At 45.4% G+C, this 25,608-nt stretch carries 21 protein-coding genes and 1 pseudogene; 12 read left to right on the top strand and 10 right to left on the bottom strand.

All coding sequences use genetic code 11. From position 1 onward, the window contains the following. Positions 1-119: 119 nt before the first annotated feature. Together selB and selA are read left to right on the top strand one after the other, a co-directional pair. Positions 120-2,021, top strand: a complete 1,902-nt coding sequence (gene selB / locus IRE19_RS13520; RefSeq protein ID WP_203340921.1) for a selenocysteine-specific translation elongation factor — start codon at positions 120-122, stop codon at positions 2,019-2,021. After that, on the top strand, positions 2,021-3,424 hold the full coding sequence (gene selA, locus IRE19_RS13515) for an L-seryl-tRNA(Sec) selenium transferase (RefSeq protein WP_203340814.1): 1,404 nt from the start codon (positions 2,021-2,023) through the stop codon (positions 3,422-3,424). Before selB ends, selA begins: the two co-directional genes overlap by 1 nt. A 57-nt stretch (positions 3,425-3,481) precedes the next feature. On the opposite strand, the gene IRE19_RS13510 is transcribed toward selA, so the two are convergent. Further along, entirely contained in the window at positions 3,482-4,015 is a 534-nt protein-coding gene (locus tag IRE19_RS13510; RefSeq protein ID WP_203340813.1) for a hypothetical protein, read from the bottom strand. Between the two features lie 156 nt (positions 4,016-4,171). Between IRE19_RS13510 and IRE19_RS13505 the strand changes: the two genes are divergently transcribed. Then, positions 4,172-4,546 (top strand): hypothetical protein, encoded by a 375-nt coding sequence (locus IRE19_RS13505; protein ID WP_203340812.1) that lies wholly within the window; start codon positions 4,172-4,174, stop codon positions 4,544-4,546. 180 nt (positions 4,547-4,726) lie between these two features. Next, the gene (locus IRE19_RS13500) at positions 4,727-6,016 is read left to right on the top strand and encodes an MFS transporter (RefSeq protein ID WP_203340811.1); all 1,290 of its coding nucleotides are present in this window, start codon (positions 4,727-4,729) and stop codon (positions 6,014-6,016) included. Positions 6,017-6,166: 150 nt separating this feature from the next. Here the strand turns inward: IRE19_RS13500 and IRE19_RS13495 are convergent, their stop codons facing one another. The 5 genes from IRE19_RS13495 to cysK all read right to left on the bottom strand — a co-directional run bounded on the left by IRE19_RS13495 (position 6,167) and on the right by cysK (position 10,840). Beyond that, positions 6,167-6,883, bottom strand: a complete 717-nt coding sequence (locus IRE19_RS13495; protein ID WP_191716133.1) for a 3-ketoacyl-ACP reductase — start codon at positions 6,881-6,883, stop codon at positions 6,167-6,169. Between the two features lie 148 nt (positions 6,884-7,031). Further along, a complete protein-coding gene (locus IRE19_RS13490) occupies positions 7,032-8,018 on the bottom strand; it encodes an ABC transporter substrate-binding protein (RefSeq protein WP_191716132.1) in 987 nt (328 codons plus the stop codon). A gap of 114 nt (positions 8,019-8,132) precedes the next feature. Next, positions 8,133-8,888 carry an ABC transporter permease gene (locus IRE19_RS13485; RefSeq protein ID WP_203340810.1) on the bottom strand — a complete coding sequence of 252 codons (756 nt, stop codon included), beginning with the start codon at positions 8,886-8,888 and terminating at the stop codon, positions 8,133-8,135. Next, a complete protein-coding gene (locus IRE19_RS13480; protein WP_191716130.1) occupies positions 8,872-9,660 on the bottom strand; it encodes an ABC transporter ATP-binding protein in 789 nt (262 codons plus the stop codon). The genes IRE19_RS13485 and IRE19_RS13480 overlap by 17 nt, the downstream gene beginning before the upstream one ends. Positions 9,661-9,919: 259 nt before the next feature. After that, positions 9,920-10,840, bottom strand: coding sequence for a cysteine synthase A (gene cysK / locus IRE19_RS13475; RefSeq protein ID WP_203340809.1), 921 nt, complete (start codon positions 10,838-10,840; stop codon positions 9,920-9,922). Positions 10,841-11,027: 187 nt separating this feature from the next. Between cysK and IRE19_RS13470 the strand changes: the two genes are divergently transcribed. After that, on the top strand, positions 11,028-11,921 hold the full coding sequence (locus IRE19_RS13470) for a sulfurtransferase (RefSeq protein WP_203340808.1): 894 nt from the start codon (positions 11,028-11,030) through the stop codon (positions 11,919-11,921). 65 nt (positions 11,922-11,986) lie between these two features. Here the strand turns inward: IRE19_RS13470 and ade are convergent. After that, a pseudogene (gene ade, locus IRE19_RS13465) lies at positions 11,987-13,715 on the bottom strand (adenine deaminase). 285 nt (positions 13,716-14,000) lie between these two features. Here ade and IRE19_RS13460 point away from each other — a divergent pair. Then, entirely contained in the window at positions 14,001-15,059 is a 1,059-nt protein-coding gene (locus tag IRE19_RS13460) for an AbrB family transcriptional regulator (RefSeq protein ID WP_238943231.1), read from the top strand. A gap of 50 nt (positions 15,060-15,109) precedes the next feature. On the opposite strand, the gene IRE19_RS13455 is transcribed toward IRE19_RS13460, so the two are convergent. Further along, positions 15,110-16,723 carry a glycoside hydrolase family 43 protein gene (locus IRE19_RS13455; protein ID WP_203340807.1) on the bottom strand — a complete coding sequence of 538 codons (1,614 nt, stop codon included), beginning with the start codon at positions 16,721-16,723 and terminating at the stop codon, positions 15,110-15,112. Between the two features lie 240 nt (positions 16,724-16,963). Between IRE19_RS13455 and IRE19_RS13450 the strand changes: the two genes are divergently transcribed. Then, positions 16,964-17,152 (top strand): hypothetical protein, encoded by a 189-nt coding sequence (locus IRE19_RS13450; protein ID WP_203340806.1) that lies wholly within the window; start codon positions 16,964-16,966, stop codon positions 17,150-17,152. Between the two features lie 22 nt (positions 17,153-17,174). Here the strand turns inward: IRE19_RS13450 and IRE19_RS13445 are convergent, their stop codons facing one another. Further along, positions 17,175-18,383 carry an ROK family protein gene (locus tag IRE19_RS13445; RefSeq protein ID WP_203340805.1) on the bottom strand — a complete coding sequence of 403 codons (1,209 nt, stop codon included), beginning with the start codon at positions 18,381-18,383 and terminating at the stop codon, positions 17,175-17,177. Between the two features lie 316 nt (positions 18,384-18,699). Here IRE19_RS13445 and IRE19_RS13440 point away from each other — a divergent pair, with 316 nt between their 5' ends. The 3 genes from IRE19_RS13440 (at position 18,700) to IRE19_RS13430 (ending at position 21,809) form a co-directional block, all read left to right on the top strand. Then, positions 18,700-20,001: an extracellular solute-binding protein gene (locus tag IRE19_RS13440; RefSeq protein ID WP_203340804.1), complete on the top strand. Its 1,302-nt coding sequence runs from the start codon at positions 18,700-18,702 to the stop codon at positions 19,999-20,001. Positions 20,002-20,095: 94 nt separating this feature from the next. Continuing rightward, complete coding sequence (locus IRE19_RS13435; RefSeq protein ID WP_191716123.1) at positions 20,096-20,974, top strand: carbohydrate ABC transporter permease; 879 nt, start codon at positions 20,096-20,098, stop codon at positions 20,972-20,974. Positions 20,975-20,987: 13 nt separating this feature from the next. Further along, positions 20,988-21,809 carry a carbohydrate ABC transporter permease gene (locus IRE19_RS13430; RefSeq protein ID WP_191716122.1) on the top strand — a complete coding sequence of 274 codons (822 nt, stop codon included), beginning with the start codon at positions 20,988-20,990 and terminating at the stop codon, positions 21,807-21,809. 30 nt (positions 21,810-21,839) lie between these two features. Here IRE19_RS13430 and IRE19_RS13425 read toward each other — a convergent pair whose 3' ends face one another. Next, complete coding sequence (locus IRE19_RS13425; RefSeq protein WP_203340803.1) at positions 21,840-22,475, bottom strand: YesL family protein; 636 nt, start codon at positions 22,473-22,475, stop codon at positions 21,840-21,842. 209 nt (positions 22,476-22,684) lie between these two features. On the opposite strand from IRE19_RS13425, the gene xylA reads away from it, so the two are divergent. Next, positions 22,685-24,007, top strand: coding sequence for a xylose isomerase (gene xylA / locus IRE19_RS13420; protein ID WP_203340802.1), 1,323 nt, complete (start codon positions 22,685-22,687; stop codon positions 24,005-24,007). Positions 24,008-24,037: 30 nt separating this feature from the next. Further along, positions 24,038-25,537 carry a xylulokinase gene (gene xylB / locus IRE19_RS13415; protein ID WP_203340801.1) on the top strand — a complete coding sequence of 500 codons (1,500 nt, stop codon included), beginning with the start codon at positions 24,038-24,040 and terminating at the stop codon, positions 25,535-25,537. Positions 25,538-25,608 lie beyond the last annotated feature (71 nt).

The following is a 25,608-nucleotide window of genomic DNA, read 5'->3' as shown; positions in this document are numbered from 1 at the left end:
AAAGTTCTGTGCAAGATAGGTGCTTGAATATGCATATGGATAGGAGGCTCAGGCTTGAAACCGCCTTTAGTGAAGACTAAAGTAAAGGGAGAAGCAATAAGAGAAGGCGTGTGAAGAGAATGGAAGAACGGTATTTTACCATCGGCATGGCTGGACATATCGATCATGGCAAAACAAGTTTGACGAAAGCTTTGACGAATGTCGATACTGACCGATTAAAAGAAGAGAAAGAACGGGGCATTTCCATTGAATTGGGCTATGCGCCTTTGCAATTGGAAAACGGTGTCTTCGCGTCGATTGTGGATGTGCCGGGTCATGAGCGGTTTATCCGCCAGATGATTGCGGGCGTTGCTGGAATTGATTTGGTGATTTTGGTGGTGGCTGCGGACGAAGGCATCATGCCGCAGACTGAAGAACATCTGGAAATTCTGCAGTTTCTGGGAGTGAAACGCTGCATTGTGGCCATTTCAAAAATCGATCGGGTTGATGAAGTGATGCTCGAATTGGTGATGGATGATATTAAAGAGCGGTTGGCGGGGACTGTGTTTCACGGAGCGCCATATGTCGCGCTTGATAGCCTTTCAGGTACAGGAATCGAGGAATTAAAGCAAACGATACTGGTAGAATTGAATACAACCGAATATCGTGATGCTTATGGTTCTTTCCGATTGCCGATTGATCAGGTGTTTTCGGTTCAAGGACAAGGGACAGTAGTCAGAGGGACCGTGTATGAAGGAGTGGTCCGGAAAGCGGCGCAACTGCTGATTTTGCCGGGGGAAATCCCTGTGAAAGCGAGGCAAATTCAAGTCCATCATGAAGAACGCGAACAGGCACGGGCAGGGCAGCGGACAGCCATCAATCTTGGCGGCATCGATCGGACAGCTGTAAAGCGGGGGGATGTATTGGTGGATTCCGAGCATTTCCTGGTGACGGACACTCTCGATGTTGCATTGCGGGTGATTGGCCGAAAGTTTGCACCCTTAAAGCAACGGACGGCTGTTCGGCTTCATATCGGCACATCCGAAGTGATGGGAAAGGTTATCTTTTTCGATCGCAAGCAACTGGAACAGACACCGGATGAAGTGCTGTGCCAAATTCGCTTGGATGAAAAAATCGTGGTCCGCCGGGGCGACCGGTTTATTTTGCGCCGGCCAAGTCCAATGGAAACGATTGGAGGCGGCTGGGTAATCCAGCCAAATGGCGGCAGGTACCGTTTTGGTACAGAAACCACTGAAATGCTTCGCCAACATCAACAAGGGACCCCGCAGGATTTGGTGGCGGATGCACTCAACAACTATCAGCTGCTTGATGAACAGCAACTGATGCAACAGACTTCACTGGATGCCGGCGTTTTGAAAGCTATCTTAGCAGAAGGAGTGGCTTCAGGGTTGTGGATGGAAATTCCGCGACAAGGCTATGGCTTAAGCAAAACCTTCATTAAAATAAAAGATGAATTCCTGGAAAGTCTGCGGGAATTTCATGAAGAATTCCCGATGCGCACCGGCATGGGCAAAGCTGAGATGATACAGTCAGCGAGTGCAGCCTTCCCAAAGCCGCTTCTTGAATACAGTTTGAACTTATTGGTTGAACAACAGGAAATCAAGCGAACTGGTCAGTTTGTAGCAATTGCATATTTCGGTCCGCATCTTCCGAAAAAATGGCGTGCACGGATGGAGCAAATAATTGAGGCGTTAGAGAAGGACGGTTTCCAAGCAAAGAAATGGGAAGAGTATTTCCTTGGATCACCGTTGCCGAAAAAGGAAATCTCTGAGTTGACAGCTTATGTTCTTGAAACTTCTCAAGCTTATCGATTAAAGGAAGATACGTTGATTCACCGGACTGCATTTCAAGAAGCGTTTCAGCTGTTGAAAGAAAACACGGGATCTTCATTTGATTTGAAGCAGGCAAAGGATATCCTTAATTTATCTAGAAAATACATGATCCCGTTTTTGGAATTGCTGGATGAGCAAAACTATACGAGACGGGCAGATGACCAGCGTTACTGGATGGAGGAGAAGTGATGAAACAGTATTTGCGGCAGCTTCCGGCGATCCATGAATTACAGAAAGATCCTCGCTTTAAAGAATTGAAAATGCTGTTCCAGCTGAGCGATGTGCAGCTGACTGAATTCCTGCAAAAAGAAATAGGCAAACTGCGGCAGAGTTTGCTGGCGGAAGATGCGTTGGTTAAAGAAGAAGTTCATGATTTTGCCGGACAGCTTTTCAAATCGGTTGAAGAACGTATCGGTGATTGGCAGAAAGACCGTTTGGCACGGGTGATCAATGCGACGGGTACGGTTCTGCACACTAATTTGGGGCGTTCCCGTTTAAGTGCTGCGTCTATTGCCCATGTTGTAAAAACAGCGGAAAATTATTCGAACCTGGAATATCGTTTAATGGAAGGAAAGCGCGGATCGCGCCATGACATCATTGAAGATTTATTAGTGGAAGCGACCGGTGCCGAAGCCGCAATGGTCGTAAATAACAATGCAGCAGCTGTGTTTCTGATTTTAAGCGCGTTGGCTAAAGGGCAGGAAGTTATTGTCTCACGCGGCCAATTGGTGGAGATCGGCGGTTCTTTCCGTGTCTCTTCTATTATGGAAGAAAGCGGCGCCCGGCTTGTTGAAGTCGGAACGACCAACAAGACCCATCTCTATGATTACGAGCAGGCGGTAAATGAAGAAACCGCCATGATCATGAAAGTCCATACCAGCAATTTCAAGATGATCGGTTTCACAGAAACTGTGGAAACGTCTCAATTAGCCGCATTGGCGAAAGATCATCATGACGTCATTTTCTATGAAGACTTAGGCAGTGGCGCGCTATATGACTTTAAAAAGCACGGAATCGGAGATGAACCGGTTGTCCGTGAAGTGATCGAAAGCGGTGCAGACCTGGTTTCCTTCAGTGGCGACAAGCTGTTGGGCGGTCCACAGGCAGGGTTGATTGCCGGTAAAAAGGAATGGATCGACCGATTGAAAAAGCATCAATTAGCACGTGTCCTGCGTGTCGATAAAATGACGTTGGCGGCATTGGAAGAAACCTTGAAACAGTATTTGGGCGATCCTGAAAAAATCAATGAACTGCCCACGGTCCGGGACATAATCCGCCCGGCGGCAGCTATTCAAGTGCAGGCACAGTCATTTGTGGATATGTTGCAGTCACAGTCTTCGAAGTATCATAGTGAGCTCAAGGCAAGCACTTCCCAAATAGGCGGCGGCACAATGCCAGGAGTGGAAATCCCCACCTATGTGGCAGCAGTGAAACATCACTCTTTAAGTTCCGAACAATTAGCGGCTCGCTTAAGGCGGGCCAAGCCGGCCATCATAACCCGTATTCAAGATGATCGGGTATGTCTGGATTTTCGGACCATCGAAAATACAGAGATGATGGCTCTGGTCGCGGGATTTGTAGCTTGTGAATAATCGTGCAGGATGGAAAAGGTGAACCGGGAATAATCCGGTTCACCTTTTTGATTGCTGTCATTCATTCAAAACGGAATTTTCCTTGTAGTCAAATGCTATATCAGGCAGGAGAGAGGGCTCGACATTCTCCCAAATCAATTGATTGCGTGTGGTCCTGTCCAGTCTGAAGGACATGACGCTTTGGTCAGTTACTCTGTCGTTTGGGCCGACAACTGGGTAAACCCAGGAAATGGAGATATCATTCAGTTCTTGAAGTTCCGATAAAGGCTTCAGGATGGCGATCGCCTGTTGCCACATAGACTGTTTGGTTGAAACCATGGTGAATCCTTTATCCGCATTTAAGGTGATCTCTGCATTCCAACCCGCTGACACCCGAGAAACTGTAATCTTTGCAATGCGTTCTTTATCCATATTGCTCTTTTCTCCAAGCTCTTCAATAACGGTTGTCTGCAGTCTAGCTGTTAAGTTTTTTGCTTCTTCGGATTCAGGCTTTAACATCCAGCCACCGACAACAAGAAGAATGATGACCGGCGCCAAGAACCATAGCCAGGCAAAGAAGAGGCGAGACTTCTTTTTTTGTATAGTCGCCATTAGCTTACAACTCCATTTCAGTCTATTCATTTTATATTATATAGAAAATTTCTAAGGATCTTTGTTTATTAGGACAAAAGAAGGGTATTTTTTAATAAATACAGAATAAAAAGAATCAACAAAAACTCTCGCGCAGCTGAAAAGGAGGAAGAACAGATGGATGACTTGTATGCAGATGAAATGTCGCCAGTGAAACTTGAAGAGTTGAATAGTCTTTATGGAGATATGAAGAAATTTTATTATAAATACAGACCAGATTTGGAACAGCTCAAAGACCAAGAGGAAGCAGCACGGATGATCGGTAATTTGAATATGCTGGCACCGTACAATCAAGAAGAGCATATCGAAGCTATCCAGTTTCTGTATTATTTCTTAACCGAGTATTGCTGGCCAGAAAATCTGCATGCGGAAGCAGAGATGGAATCGTTATTAAAGCGTGCTAAAAAAGCGATGCCGAGAGAAAAGCGGCAACGCCAAAAGATGAGGAAATGGCTGCGCCCGATAGATATAGAAGAACAGCCGCTAGCTTAAAAGACAAGCGCAATAGAATGGAAAGTCAAGAGGGACCTGCAAAGGTCCTTTTTTTATTTTGGAAAGGCAATGATGGACATTAAGGAAACCGTTATACTGAGAAGAGAAACGGATTTTTTTAGATGCAAGGCTTTAATGACAAAATCCTTCAAGAAAATCGGCATAGAAACGAGGGGAAACATGAACAGGAAAACCAATCAACAGATGCTGCAGGGCTATATCGAATCTCCGGAAAAAATCAAGGAGCTGTATCGGCGAACTTTATGGATTGTTGTGCTGTCGCAGATTTTTGGAGGAGCCGGCCTGGCAGCTGGGGTGACAGTGGGCGCACTTCTTGCGCAGGATATGCTGGGGACGGATCGCTTTGCAGGGTTGCCGGTGGCACTGTTTACGCTGGGATCGGCTGCAGCGGCGCTCATGATCGGCAGAGTATCCCAACGTTTCAGCCGAAGAACCGGTTTGGCTTCCGGATTTTTAGCTGGCGGAATCGGTGCAATTGGAGTAATTTTGGCAGCCCTCTCAACTAATGTCTGGTTGCTGTTTGCCGCTTTGCTGATTTATGGTGCCGGAACAGCCGCTAATTTGCAGGCGCGCTATGCAGGGACAGATTTGGCGAGTGCCAAACAGCGCGGTACAGCTATCAGCATTGCCTTAGTGTCGACAACGTTTGGTGCATTTGCCGGCCCTAATTTGGTGGGAGTGATGGGTCGTTTTGCCGAATCCATCGGCATTCCGGCTCTAGCCGGACCTTTTATTTTGGCGGCGATTGCCTATCTTCTGGCTGGGATTGTTCTGCTGATTTTCTTGCGGCCGGATCCGTTGCTGGTGTCACTGGCAATCCAGGAGCATCGGCAAGTTCGCCAAGAGAGTAAAGCGGATATGGAACCTGTAGATTCAACCATCAATAAGAAAGGCGTGTATCTGGGAGCTACAGTTATGGTGCTGACGCAATTGATCATGTTTGCCATTATGACTATGACGCCGATCCATATGGGGCATCATGGCCACGATTTGGGAGCCGTTGGGCTGGTCATCAGCATCCATATTGCTGCGATGTATCTGCCATCCATCGTCACGGGAATCCTTGTCGACAAATTAGGAAGGGTAGTCATGGCAACAGCAGCTGGTGTGACATTTATGGCAGCTGGAGTTGTAGCCGCATTGGCGCCGGCTGATTCTTTAGCCGTTCTGATTGTTGCGCTTGCGTTGTTGGGACTGGGTTGGAATTTCGGATTGATCAGCGGCACTACGCTTATTGTCGATTCAACCCATCCATCTACGCGCGCCAAAACACAAGGAACCGTTGATGTGCTGGTTGCTTTAGCAGGCGCTGCAGGCGGCGGGTTTTCGGGAATGGTCATGGCCCAGTCAAGCTACGCAGTGATGTCTTTGGGCGGCGGGTTTCTTGCGCTTCTCTTGATTCCGGTTGTTGTTTGGTCTATGAAAAAGACGGCACAGGTGGATACTTGAAATGAAAAAAATTCAGGCGGCAGTCCCAGCCGGTTTATCGCGAGTCTGCTGAAGCGAATGAAACGGCATGGATATTATACAAAAAAAGAGGCTGTCCTTTTGTCAATTATAAATGACATTTGGGACAGTCTCTTTTATAGGATTTAGGTTTTAAGGGTTGGTCGACCAAAGTCCAGCCGATTTCAATAAAACACGGGGATGCAGCTTCAATTGAGCAACCATCATTTCAGCGAGATCTTCCGGCTGAATAACTTTGTCGGGGTTGCCATCGGTCAGATTTGCTTCAACTGCCAAGTCAGTGGCAACGGTACTCGGGGTTAAAGCACTGACACGGATATTGTGTTTTCTGACTTCCAGCATCAATGATTCCGTCAATCCCATGACACCGAATTTCGATGCACTATAAGCACTTGTCACCGGCGCTCCTTTTTGTCCGGCTGTTGATGAAATATTGATGATATCCCCTGATTGGCGCTCGATCATTTGCGGCAGGACGGCACGTGTCACATAGTAGACACCCATCAAGTTGGTATCGATAATCCCTTTGAATTCTTCAGCCGACAGTTCCAGGAATTTGCCGAATTTGCCGATCCCGGCATTGTTGATTAGAATGTCAATTGATCCCAGCTCGCTTGCAATATGCTCGACTGCTGCATTGACCGCTTCAGGGTCAGCTACATCAGCAACAGCAAATACAGTTTTCACACCGTACTGCTCCAGCTCTGCTGCAACTTTCTCCAAATTGCTTGCAGTGCGTCCCACAAGTCCGACGTTGATTCCTTCTGCAGCAAAAGCAATCGCGGTTGCTCTTCCAATCCCTCTCCCAGCTCCTGTAATCAACGCATTTTTTCCTGTTAAGTTTTGCATATAGACAGCTCCTTTTTTCACAAATCATTTCCATCTTCTAGTGTAGCAAAACCAACTTAGAAAACCTTCAGGAAGAGCTCAAAAAGGAGTTTTTTGTTAAAAGGATACAAAAAAGCAGCAGAAAAAATTTCTGCTGCTAATTGAAGTTTTAATCAAGGAATTGTGTATCCGTCAATAAAGCGAAATCCGGTTGCTCTTTCAGGAACTTCAAGTCGAACGATGAATCGCCGAATGCTTGAATTTCTTCAGGTGCAAGAGCAGTATCAAAAATCATGTTTTCCCATGCACCGTCAATGATAGAGGCTTCGAGCTTTTGGCCGGTGATGTCATCGATTGTGTTGATCGTGATCTCTTTTGCCTGATCCGGATTTTGTGCGATAAATTCTGTCGCTTCTTTATGTGCATCAACAATGCCTTGCACCATTTCAGGATTTTCCTCAATCAGTTTGCTTGAAGTCACCAAAACGGAAGCCGGCAAGGTCGTTCCGAATGAAATTTCATCCGGCTCAATAATCACTTTAGCGCCAGTTTTTTGCTTCAGTACAGAAGCCCAAGGTTCAGGAGCAACGGCAACATCGACTTTTTCAGTAGCGAACATCGCTTCATACTGAGCCGGGTTGCCAGTTTGGTGTAGCATTTCTCCGCCGATCCGGTTAGAAGTGATGCCATGCTCTTTCATGAAAGTTTCAAATTGCACATCGTGTGTGCAGCCGACGCGTGGCGTAATGAACGTCTTGCCTGCGAAATCTTCAACAGACTCAACGCCGCTGCCATTTCTGGCCATGACTACGGTACCGCCTGAAGCGCCGCCAGCAATCATGGTAACGTCTGCACCGTTCGTGTAGTTGTTCATCGCGGGGCCAGGTCCAACAAGGCCGGCATCAATATCTCCGGTTTTCAGTGCTGTCATAAAGTCGGCTCCATCAGCGAAAGTTACATATTCGACAGCTGTGCCGTCTTCCAGGTTCTTTTCATACATTTCCTGGTCTTTTGCAACCATTGCAGGAACGTGGTCCAGGTTAGGGAAATAGCCGATAGTGACAGAAGATGAGTCGTCGCCAGCTTCAGGTGAACCACAAGCTGCCAGCACGCCGACCATAGCGACAGGTGCAATAAGTGAAAAGATACGTTTCATAAGATGAGTTCCTCCTGTATAAAATAATTTTTTATTTAATAAAGTATTCGTGGCGAATATTCGTAAGGTCAATAGCTGAAAGTGCTTTTCCTGGTGAACATCTGTTAAAAAAGTTTATGTTTCCAATCCCCAACGCTTGAGGACGTTTTTCTCGATTCGCTGGAATATCATCAGATCGACAATCGCGCCGACGACACCAATGATGATCATCACGCCGATGACCAGTGACATATTGCCGAAATCGGATGCATAGCGGAGCGTATATCCGAGTCCGGGACCGGAACTGAGAAGTTCTCCGGCCATCAATGCCCGCCAGGCGAAAGCCCAGGCAAGGCGTGCGCCTGTCACGAAATAAGGGACGGAAGCGGGAATGATCACTTTAATAAAAAGGTCCAGTCCGTTCGACCCCATTGTCCGTGCGGCTTTGATGAAAAGGGGATCGACGTTCTTGATGCCGGTTCGGACATTCAGAATCATCACGAACGTTCCGCCCAAGATGACGACGAAAATGATGGAACCTTCGCCAAGGCCGAACCACATCATTGCCAGAGGCAGCCAAACGATACTTGGTACACTTTGCAGAGCCAGCACCAATGTTCCAAGTGTTTCATCTGCTGTTTTCGAGCGGGCCAGCAGGATACCGATACCGGTTCCGATAACGACAGCTGCAGCCAAACCGATCAACAATCTGCGGAAACTCGCAATCAGGTCGTAGACCAATGTCATATCGGCAAATCCGGCTACCAGCGAATCGTAAACACTGACGGGGGAAGGAAGGATGGTTTCGTGCCACAGTTCAAAGCGGGAACCCAGTTCCCAGAAGACAATGAGCGCGGCGAAGAAAATGATTCGTTTAACTGCCGGCTTCATATGCTTGCTCCTCATCTATGACTTTATCGATTTCTGTTTTCAAAAGACCCATAATCTGTTCTTCCAAAGCAGCGATTTCCTGCCGATGCTGTTCGCGGGGGCGGGGAATATCAACCCGAATGTCAGTCAGGATGGTGCCGGGCCGTGTGCCCATGACGATGATGCGGTCCGACAGTTTGATCGATTCGGAAATGCTATGGGTGACAAAGACGATGGTCTTTTTCGTATCAATCCAAATTTCTTCGAGCTGACCATGAAGGCGGCTTCTTGTTTGTTCATCCAAAGCGCCAAAAGGTTCGTCCATCAACAGGACAGCTGGGTCCATGGCTAACGAACGGGCAATGGATACCCGCTGCTGCATCCCTCCGGAAAGCTCGTGTGGATAGTGGGAAGGGTAATTGCTGAGCTGTACCATTTTTAAGAAATGCTGTGCGCGTTCCAAGCCTTCTTTTTTGGACATTTCCTTGCGCAAAGGAAACATGACGTTTTCAGTTACATTCATCCATGGGAAAAGGGCGGCTTGCTGAAATACCATGCCCCGGTCTTTTCCTGGCTTGACGACTTTTTTGCCATCCACGATAATATCGCCGGAAGTCGAGCTGACAAGCCCGGCAATCATCGACAACAAAGTGGACTTGCCACAGCCGGAAGGTCCGAGGATAGAGACAAATTCTCCTTTTTGGATCGATAAGTCGATATCTTTCAAAACCGTATTCGGTTTATTGTTTTTATCGTAATAAACTTTATTGATTTGCTTGGCTTCAATAAACAAAATAGATCACCGGTAATAAAACCTACCTTTCCTATCGGATAATATTATTAAAGTATAGTAGAATGATAGGAATTGTCAAGATGAAAACGCTGAAAAAACAGTTTCTTTACTTTTTCAAATAATATAGCGATAGGGATAAGGATAAGTAGTTGCATCCATTTCTTCGATAACGTAGATTCATGCTAAAATTGAGAGCAAAAAAAACAGGCAGACCCAACTTGCAGGTCTGCCTGTTTAAATAAGAAAAGAGTCTGTGTTTTTATTCGCCGAACAGATTCATGCTCAAATACCGTTCGCCTGTATCAGGAGCGATGCACAATACTTTTTTGCCTGTGCCGAGGCGTTTGGCCAATTCAATGGCAGCGTAGATGGTAGCACCGGCAGAAGGGCCAACGAAAATTCCTTCTTCACGAGCCACTCTTTTAAAGATATCAATGGCATCTTCATCATTGATGGCCATGATCTCATCGTATACATCCGTATTTAAAATATCAGGGATAAAACCGGGGCTTGTCCCCACCAGGAGGTGTTTGCCGGGTTTTCCGCCTGACAACACAGGTGATCCTTTCGGTTCCACGACAGCAATATACAGCTCAGGAAGATGCTCTTTCAAGGTTTCTCCAGTGCCTGTGATGGTGCCGCCAGTTCCAGCGGATGCCACAAACGCATCCAGTTTGCCATCCATCTGCTCGAGGATTTCCATCGCTGTTGTTGTGCGGTGGATATCAGGATTGGCTTTATTTTCGAATTGCTGCGGGATAAAGCTGTTTGGAATCTCTTTTTGCAGCTCCAGTGCTTTGCTGATTGCTCCAGGCATTTTGGCATCGCTAGGGGTCAACACCACCTCAGAACCAAATGCCTTCAATAGATTGATGCGTTCTTTTGTGGCATTATCCGGCAAGACCAGAATAGAGCGGTAGCCTTTTGCAGCAGCGACCATTGCCAAGCCGATGCCTGTATTGCCGCTGGTCGGTTCGATGATGGTAGCTCCTTTTTCAATCAAGCCTTCTTTTTCAGCCATTTCAATCATGTTGAAGGCAGCCCGGTCTTTAACGCTTTTTGATGGATTGAACATTTCGAGTTTCACGTATACATCGGCCGCACCTTCAGGCACAATGCGGTTTAATTTTACAACCGGCGTGTCGCCGATCAGTTCAATGATGTTATTGTATGGTTTCATAGAGAAAACAACCTTTCTAAGTGATGGAATCAACAGCTCTTTCATTCGATCCATTATAGGATAAGAAGGAATGCACACGCTGAAGTTTTTCAGTTGACGAAGTTAAACTCAAACTTTATTGTACTAGTATAACGCATTTTTGTTAATCATATTGGATTGGTCGGTTTAAAAGTGAGGAGAATGCTAAATGGAAAAAATACCGTTAATCGTCAGTACAGACTGGTTGGAAAAACGATTGAGTGATCCGAAACTGCGCATTGTGGATGCGACGACGTTCATGGATATTCCTGAAAATGGTGGACCGCCGTCAGTGGAATCCGGAAGAGCTTCTTATGATGTAGGACACATTCCAGGAGCGGTGTATGCGGACTTGTTGAATGAATTGTCGGACCCTGAATCATCGCTGCCATTTATGGCGCCTCCACATGAGCATTTTGTCAAAAAGATGACGGAACTGGGGGTAGGGGACGGGACATATACTGTCATCTACGACCAGGGAGCATTGGTGGAAAATCCAGTGGTGGCGGCTTATTGGGCGTCTAGACTGGCTTGGCAAATGCAGTATGAAGGATATGACAATATTGCGATTCTGGATGGCGGGTTGCCGAAATGGAAAGAAGAAGGCCGTCCGTTGACAGCTGTTCCCGGAAATTATTCGCCTGCAGTTTTTACCGGACAGCGTCGTCCGGAATTGATTGCGACAAAAGAAGATGTACGGCAAGCGATGGAGGATGACAATGTCGTCTTGATCAACAGCTTGTCTCCTGAAGATTTCAGAGGTGAAACAGATACTTACCCAAGAAAAGGGCATATACCCAACAGCGTCAATATCTTCTTCGGCATCCATGGCGACCAGCAAACGAAACAAGTGTATGCGGATTCGATTTTGCGGGAGCCATTCGAAAAAGTGGGCGCCTTGGATCCAGGTAAAAAAGTCATTACGTATTGCGGCGGCGGAATTGCGGCAACTTGGAATGCTTTATTGCTCAATAAGCTTGGGCAGAAAAATGTGGCTGTCTATGACGGTTCGATGAATGAATGGGCGAGCGATCCATCTTGTCCACTAGTAACTGGAAACTGAATGAAAACCCGCGCTGGCTTTGAAGGCAGCACGGGTTTTTTTCATTTCACAAAATGCCAATCACTTCATCCTTCGGCCACAGCAACTCGGATATGCTGGAAGCTGTTGACGTCGAACAAGCCGCAATCCGTCAGTTTCAGATGTGGAATGACCGGTAAAGACAGGAACGACAAGGTTAAAAAGGCATTAAATTCTGTACTAGCGCCAATCTTCAAGAGACTGTCGCCGATGGCTTTGAGTTGTTCATACACGATTTCATAAGGCTCTTCAGACATCAAGCCGGCAATGGCAAGAGGCAGGCTTGCCAACACTTTTCCATCCTGCACGACCACCAACCCGCCTGTTAAGTTTTGCAGGGCTTCAGCTGCAGCTTTGATGTCTTGGTCAGTTGTCCCGACTGCAATGATGTTATGAGAATCGTGTGCAACGGTAGTCGCAATGGCGCCGTTTTTTAGGCCCAGCCCGCTGACAATGCCGAGGCCGATATTGCCGGTCGCTTTATGGCGTTCTATCACGGCGACTTTCAACAGATCTTTTTTCCGTATTTGAAACGAAATAGCCATCTATTACAGGTGTTGCAATTATTAAGTGCTCGGTGATCAGGTTGTTGGGATTGATGCCGATAACATGGGCCTTGGAGCTGCTGCCCATTGGAATCTGGAAACTGTCATTGGATAATTCTGCTATGCGAACGGTATCCTTTACCGCTGATACATCGGTCTTTTCTTGAACCGGCCCCACGTACTGGCCTTTCTGCGCTACTAATTGGCCGCCTTTATAGACCGAGGCAATCTCCAAATTCTCTAGGCTGTCAAGCAATAGAAAATCGGCATCGTAACCGGGAGCGATGGCGCCTTTACCGCGCAGTCCGAAACATTGCGCGGCATTGATGGTGGCCATCGAAATGGCAGTGATCGGATCGATTCCCTGTTTGATGGCAACCCGGACATTGTAATCGACACTGCCTTCTTCAATCAAATCATCCAAATGTTTGTCGTCGGTGCAAAACAAGCAGCGGTGGGCATTTTTTTCTGTTACACCTTCAAGCAAAGCGTGAAGGTTTTTAGCGACGGACCCTTCACGGAGCATGACATACATCCCACGCTCTAGGCGGATGATCATTTCCTCTTTTGTGACACATTCATGATCTGTGAGAATTCCTGCAGTTCCGTAGACATTGATGTCATTTTCGCTGAGTCCGGCAGCATGTCCATCGATTTGTCGGCTCAGCAGCAGTTTGTCCAGCATCGCATCATCTCCACGAAGGACAGCGGGAAAATCCATCACCTCTGCCAATCCCAATACCGCCTTATGATTCAAGAAAGGTTCCAGGTCTTCAGCGGAAAGTTTGGCCCCTGCATTTTCAAAAGAGGTGGATGGCACACAGGAGGGGAGCATCAATTTGATATCGAGCAATAGCGATTGCGCATCTTTCAGCATGAAATCCAGTCCCGCTGTCCCGCTGACATTAGCGATTTCGTGCGGATCGGTGATAACGGTAGTGACGCCGTGAGGCAAAACAACTTTCGAAAACTCCTGTGGTGTCACCATCGAAGATTCAATGTGAACATGTGCATCAATCAAACCAGGTGCAATGAATTTGCCTGCTGCATCGATTTCCTGAAAGCCTTCATAGCCGCCGATGCCGACAATAGTATCCCCAGTGATCGCGACATCGCCGGTAGTGAAGCTTTTTGTGAATACGTTGACGATAGTAGCATTGCGAATGACCAAATCAGCTTTCTTTAGTTTATTGGCGGCATCAATCCGACTTTTCAATAATTTTTTATTCACTATGATTCAAGCTCCTTTAAAGTGGTTTTGAATAATGCGCAAGCAATCAACTGGACAAGCCGAATCCCATAAATGAAGAGTTGAACATTGCCTCATTTTACACGAGATGGGGGATAAGCTCTAGCGAAAAGCGGGAAGAATATGCTCAGGCATCCAAAGCGCGGAAGGGAAAAGTGAGCTCGCATAAAGAGGGCTTTTTAGCTGGAAAAGGTACAGCGGTTTTACTTGGAGCCTGAAAAAGTTATAATAAAGAAATTAGCTAAGTTTTAGAAAGAAGATGACAAGATGATGATTTCCCCAATGGCAAAATCGTTTGTAATCGGTTTAGCCGGTGCCGGGGTGTTTGTTCTGGCAGGAGCTCCAATGCCTTGGTTACTGGGCCCTTTGTTTGCCGTTTTGTTGATGCAATTATTGACGCCGGTGAAACTGGAATGGCATTCCCGTTTCCGCAACGGCGGATTGGTAGTGGCCGGTTATGTAATCGGTTTTGCTTTCACTTTAGAAGCCTTACAGGGAATGAAAGACTATTTTGGAGCTATGGTATTAATCAATATCGCCTTTTTTCTGCTGTTTCTATTCATCAGTGCATTGATGGCTTCGCGGACAAAAGTTGATCAGGCAACAGCAATGACTTGCTGTGTACCCGGTGGTTTATCGCAGATCATCACTTTTGCTGAAGAGCAGAAAGACATCGATTTGACGGCTGTCACGTTCTATCATATTCTTCGCGTCTTGATGATAGTTGCCATCGTACCGTTTATTGTGGCTAGCGGTGAACCGGCGTATGTGGAACAGTCGGGGCAAGGCAATTATTCCCTGCTGTTGCTTGGGTTGCTTATACTGTGTTACGGCGTAGGAATCTTGGCGCAGAAAGTCAAAGTGCCGACAGCTTTTTTGCTGGGTCCTGTTTTTCTAATCATGCTTTTCAATCTGGCAGGTATAGCGGTGCCGATCATGCCAAGCTCGTTGCTCCATATCGCGCAGCTGTTTATCGGCATTTATATTGGGCTTTTGTTGAAAAAAGAGGACTTGAAATTGACGAAGCGCATGATTTTCTATTCGTTTTTCTCAAGCGCTGTACTGATCGCTTTTGCTTATGGCCTCAGTTTTCTTTTGCAAGACCTTTATGGCCTCAGTTTTTCAACCAGCTTCTTAAGTGTGGTACCGGGCGGCCTTGACCAGATGGGGATCATTGCAGCATCGGTCCATGCAGACGTAACCATCGTGACGGCGTTTCAGCTGTTTCGCATTTTGTTCTTATCCATATTGATTGTGCCGTTTGTTAAAATAGTTGCGGCTCGAAACAAGAAACAGGCAAGAGTAGCGGAAGAGAATATCGGATGATACAAAAAGGCAGCCCTGGACATATGAGTCCGGAGCTGCCTTTTATAGGGTTATTCGTTTGTTTCTTTATAAATGAAATAATCGAAATCGGCCGGTAGTTGCTGACCGGATAGATCCTGGCATTGCATGCCGACAAATGCACCGGTGAAAAATCCTCCGCCTTGAATATAATCATCGGACAGCTTGGCGGACTCGAACTTGATCGGCAATGTCGTCCAGTTCTCGCCATCAAAAGAATAGGAGTACGTATAGGTTTTGGTTTTCACTTCTACACGCATGTAGACTGATTCGACATGTTCAGGGATGTTGATTTCTTCACCTTGCAGCGGCTGCGCGAAAGAAAAATTATCACATACCGTAAGATCCAGGATCCGTCCTTTTTCTTCGTGCCAGGAAATCTGCAATGCCGTCCAGTTTTCCGTATTGTAATAGTTCACAAGCCCAGCACCTTGCTGGAAAGTAGTTGGCTGGAAAGCGACTTTTGTTTCAGCAATGAAATTGAAATGCTGCCAGCGTCTTGCTACAAAGGACTGCGTGAATTTGGAGGTCAGTGATTCACGCCCGTACAGGCGAAGGTGTCCAGGGTTGTCCGTTAAAGAGACGATTTCTTCACCAAGCGGAATGCGCAAGGTTTGAAAATGGCTGTTCAATTCTGCAGAATCGAAGTCGTCCTTTTCAGGAAAGTCTGCAGGCCATGGGACTTCTTCGATAGCCGGGCCTTCAATTTGAGCAGCGGGTTGGTTGCCGCCGACAACGTAGGGCCAATCATTTTTCCATTCCAGACGCTGGATGGCCGTTTCTCTGCCAAGCGGACAAAAGCCTCGCGGATCCAATAAAGCCTGGCCGTCCTGCGGTAATGGCCGTCCAGTTAAGTGGACGAGAAACCATTCATCTGTATGTGTTTGGACCATGGAGGCGTGCCCGGCTTTTTGAAGAGGATTTCTTGGATATGGCCAAGAAGTAATCAATGGATTTTCCGGATGTACCTCATAAGGGCCGTCGATTTGACGCGAGCGGGCAATGGTTGCCTGATGATCGTATTTTGTTCCGCCTTCTGCAGTCAGCAAATAATAATAGTCACCGATCTTATAAAGGTGAGGCGCTTCGGTCAGCTTGATATCCGTACCTTTAAAGATGATTTTGGAATCGCCAACGAGCTTGCGCGTTGCAGGATCGAATTCCTGCAGGACAATGCCGTAAAAAGCATGGTGTCCAACGCGATGGTCCCAGTACATATTGACGAAATATTTTTTTCCGGATTCATCATGGAAAAGGGAAGGATCGAATCCAGAACTGTTCAGATAAGAAGGCTCAGACCATTCGCCATCGATGGTTTCACAGGTCACCAAGTAATTATGGCAGTCTTTCCATTGCCCTTCAGTCACCTTCACATCCGTATAGATTAGCCAAAACTGGCCGTCGCTATAGGATAAAGCAGGTGCCCAAACGCCTCCTGAGTTTGGATTTCCGGACATGTTCAATTGGCTTAGGCGATTTAGTGGACGGGAAATCAAACGCCAGTTTTTTAAGTCTTTTGAGTGATAGATGCCGACTCCAGGAAACCACTCGAATGTAGAGACAGCAATGTAATAATCTTCCCCCACACGGCAAATTGATGGATCAGGGTTGAAACCGGTCAAAATCGGATTTTGGATTACGCTCATTCTTCTTCATCCTCCATTCAAATATGTAAGTGCTTACAAATTTTTAAATTTAACTTATATCCGATCATACCTTACTTAGTCTATTGAGTAAACTAAGTATTTGAAAAGTTGACTTAAAAAGATAAAAGGCGCTGCCCTATAAGTCTTTAAAAATAAAACAGCGGGAGAGAAAGAAAGCCTTTTTCTCCCGCTGTTATTTGATGGGGGAATACGTTTTCTGAGAACAGCCGGCTGATGGGAATGGAGGCGGCGACTCCAGCGGGAACAGCACGGGCTGGAGCCACTGGACTGAGCGCAGCGAGGGAAGCTGCAGAAGCCGTGCCCGCGGAACGCGTCCGCCGCAATGGACATCTGCCGGGTCTTTCGGGAACGACAAAAGGGCTGTCACCAAAAGTCATTTTTCATAACCTTTTGGGACAGCCCCCATAACCAACAACTCGGGTGTGCATTCTTAAACGTTCATGCTAATTTTCTGCTGAATACTGACACTGAGGAAGTTCTCGATAGAAAACGCGGAGGCCCCTAATGCGCTGGAAAACGTACTCAATTCAGAAAAGCAGATAGTCAAATCATTCTGTTGGAACCACAGAGCCTGATTGGACACTCGCTCAGTCAAGGTTTTGTTGAGCCATTTGTAAGAAGAAGCCATTCGGTTGCCGATAATCACTTGCTGGGGGTTAAAGCTGTTGATGATATTATTGATGCCGACTCCAAGAAAATCTCCTGCTTGTTCGAACAAAGCAATTACTTTTGGATCGCCTTGTTCGGCAAGGCTCAATAGGTCACTCAGCTCTAATTCTTTCTTTGTTGGAAGAGTCAACTGCATTTTTTCTGCAGCTGTCAACAACGCCTGTTCAGAAGCATACAATTCCCAGCATCCTTTATTTCCGCAGCGGCAGGTAGGGCCATTTACTTGAATCGTCATATGCCCAAGTTCGCCTGAAAAACCTTTCGAACCTTTATACAATGATCCGTTCAATATAAGCCCGACACCTATGCCGATTCCCGCACTGACATAAATGATATGCTCGGAATCTTTTCCTGCACCGTATTTCTTTTCCCCGTAAGCGCCGGCATTTGCTTCATTTTCGATAATGACCGGCAGTTGATACTTGTTTTCCAGGATCAGCTTCAAATTCAGGTTCTTCCACTTAAGGTTTGGAGCAAGCAGAATTTCGCCATGATTATCGACGATTCCCGGCACCCCGACACCAATTCCGACAATTCCGTGAGGGCTCTCAGGAGCGGAAGCCATCAAGTAATCGATCGTATTGAAAAGTTGGTTTTCAATTTCTTCATATGAAAGATTTTTAAAAGTGACTTCTTTTTCATGGCAAATCGTGCCGCTCAAATCTGTCAAAACGCCCAGCAGGTAATTGACTCCGATATCAATCCCGATAGAGTAGCCAGCTTTTTCATTGAAAAGCAACATGACAGGACGCCTTCCGCCACTGGATTTGCCTGGACCGGATTCACAAATCAAATGGTCTTCCAGAAGATCATTTACTAAGGAAGACACTGTCCCTTTATTCAACCCGACTTCCTGGGCCACTGCTGCTCTGGAAATAGGTGAGTGGTTGATAATTTTTTTCAGTACAAGGGATTTGTTGCCTTCTTTGACTACATGATGATTCCAGGTTTTATTTACTCTAGGATTCATGGTCATCAACTCCTTCTGCGCAATTTTTTTTACATGACGATATTCCCCAATCGCGTTGACGGCTACTTCTTCAGAGCGGCACAATAAAAATCAACAATTGAACACGGGAATGGAATTATAAGTTTTAACTATTTCTACTAACATTGTAACGTGATTTCTTTAATTAATGTGAAAAAGCTTACTCTCGCCTGTAGTTTATCATGAAAATAAAACTTTGTTTAGCCACTAGACTAACAAAAATAATTTTGCTACAATGAAACCGCATACAACAATCTGAAAATTGTTGTAATAACAAAATTGTAAGGGGGAGAGAAATATGGGGAAAAAGAAAACGCTTACGCTTCTATCGTCCGCTTTGGCTTTATCAATGTTATTGGCTGGTTGTTCAGATTCTGAAGAAGCAGGGGGATCATCAGGATCTGCTGAAAAAGAGATAAAGTTCATGCATTTGTGGCCTGAAGGAAGTTCGAAAAAGCATTTTGATGTGGTAAACGAAATTATCGCTGAATACGAAGGGGAAAATGAAGGGGTTTCTATTGACCTGGAAGTATTGAGCAATGAACAATATAAAGATAAATTGAGAGTTCTCTCGACATCAGGAGACCTTCCAGATGTCGGTTTGACTTGGGCAGCAGGATTCTTGGAGCCTTATGTCGGCGGGAATATGTTTGCACCGCTGGATGACGTAATCGAAGAAGAATTGAGTGACGCTTTTGTACCGGGAACCACGGAAGCGTATGCAATGGATGGCGCAACTTATGGTTTGCCGCTTGAATTGAACATCGTTTCTCTGTATTACAACAAAGCAATGTTTGAAGAACAAGGCATTACGCCTCCTGAAACCTACGAAGAACTTGAGACGGCAGTGAAAGAGTTCAACGATGCTGGAATCCAGCCGATTGCTCTAGGGAACCGTGATTCATGGACAGGGTCGATGTGGTATATGTACCTGGCTGACCGAATTGGCGGCGCTGATGTTTTGAATAAAGCAATTGACCGTTCCGGGTCTTTTGAAGATCCTGCATTGGTTGAAGCAGCTGCAAAAACACAGGAACTAGTCGATATGGATGCTTTCGTCAATGGCTTTAACGGCCTCGCAGATGAAGAAGCTAAATCTATGTTCATGAGTGGGCAAACACCGATGTATTTGATCGCCACTTGGGATCTTCCTAACTTCACAACCAATGAAAGTGTGCCACAGGAATTCAGAGATTCCATCGGCTATCTGAACTTCCCGACTGTTGATGGAGAAGGCGATACAAGCAGCTTTGTCGGTGGACCTGGAGTTGGATTATTTGTCGCTGAGGAATCAGAAGTAAAAGAAGAAGCAAAAGATTTCGCTTCATACTTTGTTAAAGCCTGGGGAGAAGAAGCAGTAACCAAAGCAGGCGTTATTCCTGCTACTAAAGTGGATGCTGGATCTTTAGATCTTCCAGAAATGTATGTAGATATCCTTGATGAATTGAATGGCGCAACGAACATTACATTGTTCGCAGATGTTCAGATGAGCCCGGATGTTGCTCAAGTGCACCTGGATTCCATTCAAGCCCTTTTCGGCAATGAAATAACGCCGGAAGAGTTCGCTAAAAATCATGAAGAAGCTCTGTCGAAAGAGTAATAAAGCTTCTTAAAAAAATCTAATTAAAAAGAGGGGACATATCCTAACTTGTGGAATGTCCCCTTCTATTTTCTAAGATGTGGGGTTGAATGGTATGAACAAAGTAATGTCCAATAAATTCTATATCGCTTTCTATATTGCACCGGCTCTTCTCCTGCTTCTAATCCTCGTTTTCATCCCCTTGGGTTTGTCAGGGTATTATGGCTTGATGGATTGGGATGGCATAGGAGAAAAAACCTTTATCGGGTTAGAGAATTACATCCAAGGAATTCAAGACAAACTTTTCTGGAATAGTGCCTTCCATTCGTTTTTACTGGCAATCTTTTCTACGTTAAGTTTGGTCATTTATTTGACGGTCTCCTTTATATTGGCTTCCAAAATTAAAGGAGCAGATTTGCTGCGTAAAATCTATTTGATTCCCATGCTGTTGTCTTCGGTTGCCATTGCACAACTATGGGTAAAAATCTACAATCCTTCCAATGGTATTCTAAACGTCTTCCTGATGAGCATCGGGGTGGAGAATCCGCCATTGTGGTTAGCGAATCCTTCTATTGTATTGTTTGCCATATTCGTTCCGATCCTATGGCAATATGCCGGCTTTTATATCTTGATCTATTATGCGGCATTAAAGAATATTCCCGAGTCGTTGATAGAGGCTGCCCGAATCGATGGGGCTTCTGCTTTCCAGATTGCGACACGCATTAAGTTGCCGCTGATCAAAGAAGTGGTCAGTGTGACAATTGTGTTAGCCATTGTGGGATCACTGAAATACTTCGATTTGATTTATGTAATGACTGCAGGCGGACCGAACGGAGCCAGTGAAGTTATGGCATCTTATATGTACAAACTCGCTTTCTCCAATTATAACTTTGGATACGGCAGTGCCATCGGCTTCCTGTTATTGATCATTACGTTGATCGTTACACTGATCATCCGCAAACTGACCGAAACCAAAGACAAGCTCGAATACTAAAGGAGGCATGAAAATGCGCCGCATTGGTTATTTCTTTCTTTACCTGGCTTTGATCATCGTTGGATTGTTTCAAATCCTGCCATTGATTTGGCTGTTCCTATTCTCATTAAAAGACAATAATGAAATTTTTGCAGGTTCTCCATTCGCTCTGCCATCAGAATTCAGATGGGAAAATTACGAGAAAGTCTGGAACGGCGGCATTGGAACCTATTTCTTCAACAGTGTTTGGATTACTGTGCTTGCCATCATTTTGACGGTCCTTTTTGCCAGCATGGCGGCTTTTGCAATTACGCGGTTAAAGTGGAAATTGAGCGGACTCGTGCTCGGCCTTTTCATGGTTGGCTTGATGATTCCGATTCATTCAGCCCTGATTCCGCTTTACAGCATGTTCTTGAGTGTGGATTTGATCGACAATCCGATATCGATTGTCATTACGTATACGGCATATAATTTGCCCATCACTTTAATGATCCTGTTAGGCTTCTACTACACTTTGCCTCACGAAATAGAAGAAGCTGCCATAATCGACGGTTGCTCCATTCACCGGATGTTTTTCCAAATCATCTTGCCGATGACATCACCGATTTTGGCGACAACTGTGGTCATTAACATGATCTATAACTGGAATGAGTTTGTATTTGTCAACACGTTCATCAGTTCAGAAAAGTATAAGACGTTGACAGTAGGTATCCAAAACTTCATCGGACAGTACATGACCGATTGGGGGGCGATTGGAGCGACGTTGGTCATCAGCGTACTGCCGATCATTGTGGCCTTTATCTTCTTCAGTAATAAAGTGGTTGAGGGGATTTCCTCGAGTGCAGTAAAAGGTTAAAGTGGGATAAATGAAAAAAAGCTTCACACCTTAAGGAAGAGATTCCTTTTGGTGTGAAGCTTTTTTATGGGTTTTTCCGAAGGCATACATCGCCATCCACGTGGTAAGAAAAGCATATAAGCTGCCGCCGAAAAGAAAGGCCAAAGCTGGAAACAACCTCATGATAAAGAATAATGGAACGAAGCAGAGCACGATGACTGCAGTGGCTACTGGACTGACGAGCATAAGAAGAAAAGCATTTTTGATGACCTGGGGCACCTTGACATCAAAGTGTACAAAGGACGGGAACAGATAAAACAGAAAAAAAGTGAATAGCAAGATGAATGCAAAAAGCGGAACATACGTCCAATCCAATTGTTCATTCGGGCTTGTTTGGATATAGAAGATATCCAACGCAATAAACAAAAGCAGTACATTGATAAAGACGCCAAGAAGATTGCTTTTCAGAAACTCTTTCTTATAGAATTCCCAGAAAGAGTTGAAAAGCGGAAGATCCGCATTGCCTTTCAGCCATTCACGGCAAATGGCAAACATGGAGGTAGTGGCAGGATAAAATCCGAACAAGACCCCGCCCAATAGCGTAAAGACAACCCATAGTAAATTCAAATAAGCGAAACGGGTGATCCATTCCAATGCCACATAGATATAACTGCTTACAGTATTCATTAACAACCGCCTCTATCCTAAATTTCAATGATTTATAAAAGCATACCTCACGTGGCAAAAAAACTCATTTAAAAGCTTATAGAAACTTTGTTTAATCAATAGACAAACTAATTATAACTTGCTATAATCCTTAATGAAAGCCTTTTCACTAACAAGTCTAAATATTAGTACATATTCGTAGAACTAAAATTATATTGGAGGTATGGAACATGGCACATTTCACAGGAATTGAAAAGATAAAATTTGAAGGAGCAACTTCAAAAAATCCATTCGCTTTCAAATTCTACAACCCGGAAGAAAAAATCGGTGGAAAAACAATGGAGGAAACTCTTCGCTATGCAGTGTCTTATTGGCATACATTTACAATGGACGGTTCTGATCCATTCGGTGCCGGAAGTATGGTCCGTTCATGGGATCGTTTACAAGGGATGGACTTAGCAAAAGCGAGAGTTGAAGCTTCTTTTGAATTTTATGAAAAAATGGATGTACCATTTTTCTGCTTCCATGATGTTGACATTGCACCGGAAGGCAGCAATTTGAGAGAGTCCAATAAAAACTTGGACGAAATCGTTGGGATGATCAAAGAATACATGAAAGACAGCAAAGCGAAATTGCTGTGGAATACAGCTAACAACTTTACGCATCCACGCTTTGTTCACGGAGCAGCAACTTCAAGCCATGCAGATGTCTTTGCCTATTCTGCGGCAAAAGTGAAAAAAGGACTTGAAGTCGGTAAGGAGCTTGGCGCTGAAAACTACGTATTCTGGGGCGGCCGTGAAGGCTACGAAACGCTGTTGAATACCGATATGAAACTGGAGCTGGACAACTTGGGCCGCTTCTATCACATGGCTGCGGACTACGCGAAGGAAATCGGTTTTGATGCCCAATTCCTGATCGAACCAAAACCGAAAGAGCCTTCCACACATCAATATGATTATGATGTAGCGACAGCACATGCTTTCTTGCAGAGCTATAACCTGGACGATAAATTCAAATTCAACATCGAGGCCAATCACGCGACGCTTGCTGGCCATACATTTGAACATGAACTTCATTATGCACGCATCAACAATATGCTGGGATCTGTCGATGCCAACCAGGGCGATCCGTTATTGGGCTGGGATACGGATGAGTTTCCGACTGATCTGTGGTCAACCACTTTGGCGATGTATGAAATCCTTCAAAATGGCGGACTTGGGCGCGGCGGTTTGAACTTTGATGCCAAAGTAAGAAGAGGATCATTTGAACAGGACGATTTGTTCCATGCGCACATTGCAGGAATGGACGCTTTCGCTGTCGGCTTGAAAGTCGCGCAGCAGCTGATTGACGATAAAGTGCTTGAAAATGTAGTCAGCAACCGCTACGAAACGTATACATCTGGAATTGGACTGGATATCGTCAATGGCAACACGGACTTCCACCAACTTGAAGACTATGCATTCGGCATTACAGATATCAAGCAAACTTCTGGACGCCTTGAACAGATCAAAGCGACAATCAACCAATACTTGCTGCAGGCTTTCGCGAAATAAGAAAGTTTCCAGAGTGGGAGAGCTGACTTTATGAAATATGTAATTGGCGTCGATTTGGGAACAAGCGCTGTAAAGATTTTATTGGTGGACCAGCAAGGAACGGTCATTGAAACGGTTTCAAAACCGTACCCGCTGATCCATGAAAAGAACGGCTACAGCGAACAGGATCCGCAGCATTGGGTGGATCAGACAGCTGCAGGGCTAAAAGAATTGCTGGGCATCTTCGGCGGGAATGCGGAAGATATCGAAGGCATTAGTTTTTCCGGCCAAATGCACGGATTGGTTTTGCTGGATGAGAACAATGAAGTGCTGCGTCCAGCCATTTTGTGGAATGATACGCGGACAACAGCCGAATGCCGGCAAATTTATGATGTAGTTGGACAGGAAAAACTGTTGAAAATCACAAAAAATCCGGCATTGGAAGGTTTTACTTTACCGAAAATCCTATGGGTTCAGAAACATGAACCGGAAATTTTCAAAAAAGTGAAATCTTTTGTACTGCCGAAAGATTATTTGCGTTATAAGTTAACGGGCAAACTCCAAATGGAATTGTCAGATGCAGCAGGGACGCTTTTGCTGGATGTTACGCACAAACAGTGGAGCCAGGAAATCTGTGATTTGTTGGAACTGGATTTTTCGATGTGCCCTCCGTTAGTGGAATCGCATGAAGAAATTGGCACTGTCATAACCGAATTTGCTTCTGCTTCTGGATTGTCCCAGTCTACCCGCGTTTTTGCTGGTGGTGCCGATAATGCCTGCGGAGCGATCGGAGCGGGAATTTTAGAAGAAGGCAAAACATTGTGCAGCATCGGGACTTCGGGTGTTGTTTTATCGTACGAAGCACAAGGAGATAAGGATTTTGGCGGCAAGGTCCATTATTTCAATCATGCAGCACCAAATGTATTCTATACAATGGGTGTGACTCTAGCAGCAGGCTATAGCTTAAGCTGGTTCAAAGAAACATTCGCACCGGAAGTGTCTTTTGATGAATTGTTGTCTGACATCGACCAGGTGCCGGCCGGATCTAATGGATTGGTGTTTACACCGTATCTTGTTGGGGAAAGGACTCCGCATGCAGATGCTGTGATTCGCGGCAGTTTTATCGGAATGGACGGCTCACATCGCCGGAAAGATTTTGCGCGTGCGGTTCTGGAAGGAATCACGTTTTCGCTGCAAGAGTCCATTTCAATCTTCAGAGAAAACGGCAAAACGATTGATACCATTGTATCCATCGGAGGCGGAGCACAAAATGCAGACTGGCTCCAAATGCAAGCCGACATTTTCGATGCGAAAATCGTTCGCCTAACCAGTGAACAAGGCCCAGGGATGGGGGCAGCAATGCTCGCAGCTTATGGTTGTTCCTGGTTCCGGACATTGCAGGAATGCGCGGATGCATTTTTGCAGGAAGATAAGCAATATCTCCCGATAGAAGAAAATGTTTTGGCTTATAAAAAGTTGTTTCCTATTTATCAGCAAGTTTATGAAAACACGAAAGATTTGAATAGCAAACTTTTGGAATTTCGCAAATAACTGCCAAAATAGAACCTCAACTATTCAGTTGAGGTTTTTTTGGTAACAAAACCCCAATCTTAAGAAGAGGT

Source organism: Planococcus beijingensis (assembly GCF_016820615.1).
GTDB classification, from domain to species: domain Bacteria; phylum Bacillota; class Bacilli; order Bacillales_A; family Planococcaceae; genus Planococcus; species Planococcus notacanthi.
Note: the sequence above shows the minus strand (reverse complement) of the source record. Positions and strands in the feature narration are given on the sequence as shown.

Coding starts and splice junctions, on each gene's coding strand:
- xylB (WP_203340801.1), top strand. CDS start 24,038: ATGAAATATGTAATTGGCGTCGATTTGGGAACAAGCGCTGTAAAGATT.
- IRE19_RS13485 (WP_203340810.1), bottom strand. CDS start 8,888: ATGAAGCCGGCAGTTAAACGAATCATTTTCTTCGCCGCGCTCATTGTC.
- IRE19_RS13470 (WP_203340808.1), top strand. CDS start 11,028: ATGGAAAAAATACCGTTAATCGTCAGTACAGACTGGTTGGAAAAACGA.
- IRE19_RS13460 (WP_238943231.1), top strand. CDS start 14,001: ATGATGATTTCCCCAATGGCAAAATCGTTTGTAATCGGTTTAGCCGGT.
- IRE19_RS13435 (WP_191716123.1), top strand. CDS start 20,096: ATGAACAAAGTAATGTCCAATAAATTCTATATCGCTTTCTATATTGCA.
- IRE19_RS13440 (WP_203340804.1), top strand. CDS start 18,700: ATGGGGAAAAAGAAAACGCTTACGCTTCTATCGTCCGCTTTGGCTTTA.
- selA (WP_203340814.1), top strand. CDS start 2,021: ATGAAACAGTATTTGCGGCAGCTTCCGGCGATCCATGAATTACAGAAA.
- IRE19_RS13500 (WP_203340811.1), top strand. CDS start 4,727: ATGAACAGGAAAACCAATCAACAGATGCTGCAGGGCTATATCGAATCT.
- IRE19_RS13510 (WP_203340813.1), bottom strand. CDS start 4,015: ATGGCGACTATACAAAAAAAGAAGTCTCGCCTCTTCTTTGCCTGGCTA.
- IRE19_RS13455 (WP_203340807.1), bottom strand. CDS start 16,723: ATGAGCGTAATCCAAAATCCGATTTTGACCGGTTTCAACCCTGATCCA.
- IRE19_RS13505 (WP_203340812.1), top strand. CDS start 4,172: ATGGATGACTTGTATGCAGATGAAATGTCGCCAGTGAAACTTGAAGAG.
- xylA (WP_203340802.1), top strand. CDS start 22,685: ATGGCACATTTCACAGGAATTGAAAAGATAAAATTTGAAGGAGCAACT.
- IRE19_RS13425 (WP_203340803.1), bottom strand. CDS start 22,475: ATGAATACTGTAAGCAGTTATATCTATGTGGCATTGGAATGGATCACC.
- IRE19_RS13490 (WP_191716132.1), bottom strand. CDS start 8,018: ATGAAACGTATCTTTTCACTTATTGCACCTGTCGCTATGGTCGGCGTG.
- selB (WP_203340921.1), top strand. CDS start 120: ATGGAAGAACGGTATTTTACCATCGGCATGGCTGGACATATCGATCAT.
- IRE19_RS13430 (WP_191716122.1), top strand. CDS start 20,988: ATGCGCCGCATTGGTTATTTCTTTCTTTACCTGGCTTTGATCATCGTT.
- IRE19_RS13445 (WP_203340805.1), bottom strand. CDS start 18,383: ATGAATCCTAGAGTAAATAAAACCTGGAATCATCATGTAGTCAAAGAA.
- cysK (WP_203340809.1), bottom strand. CDS start 10,840: ATGAAACCATACAATAACATCATTGAACTGATCGGCGACACGCCGGTT.
- IRE19_RS13495 (WP_191716133.1), bottom strand. CDS start 6,883: ATGCAAAACTTAACAGGAAAAAATGCGTTGATTACAGGAGCTGGGAGA.
- IRE19_RS13450 (WP_203340806.1), top strand. CDS start 16,964: ATGGAGGCGGCGACTCCAGCGGGAACAGCACGGGCTGGAGCCACTGGA.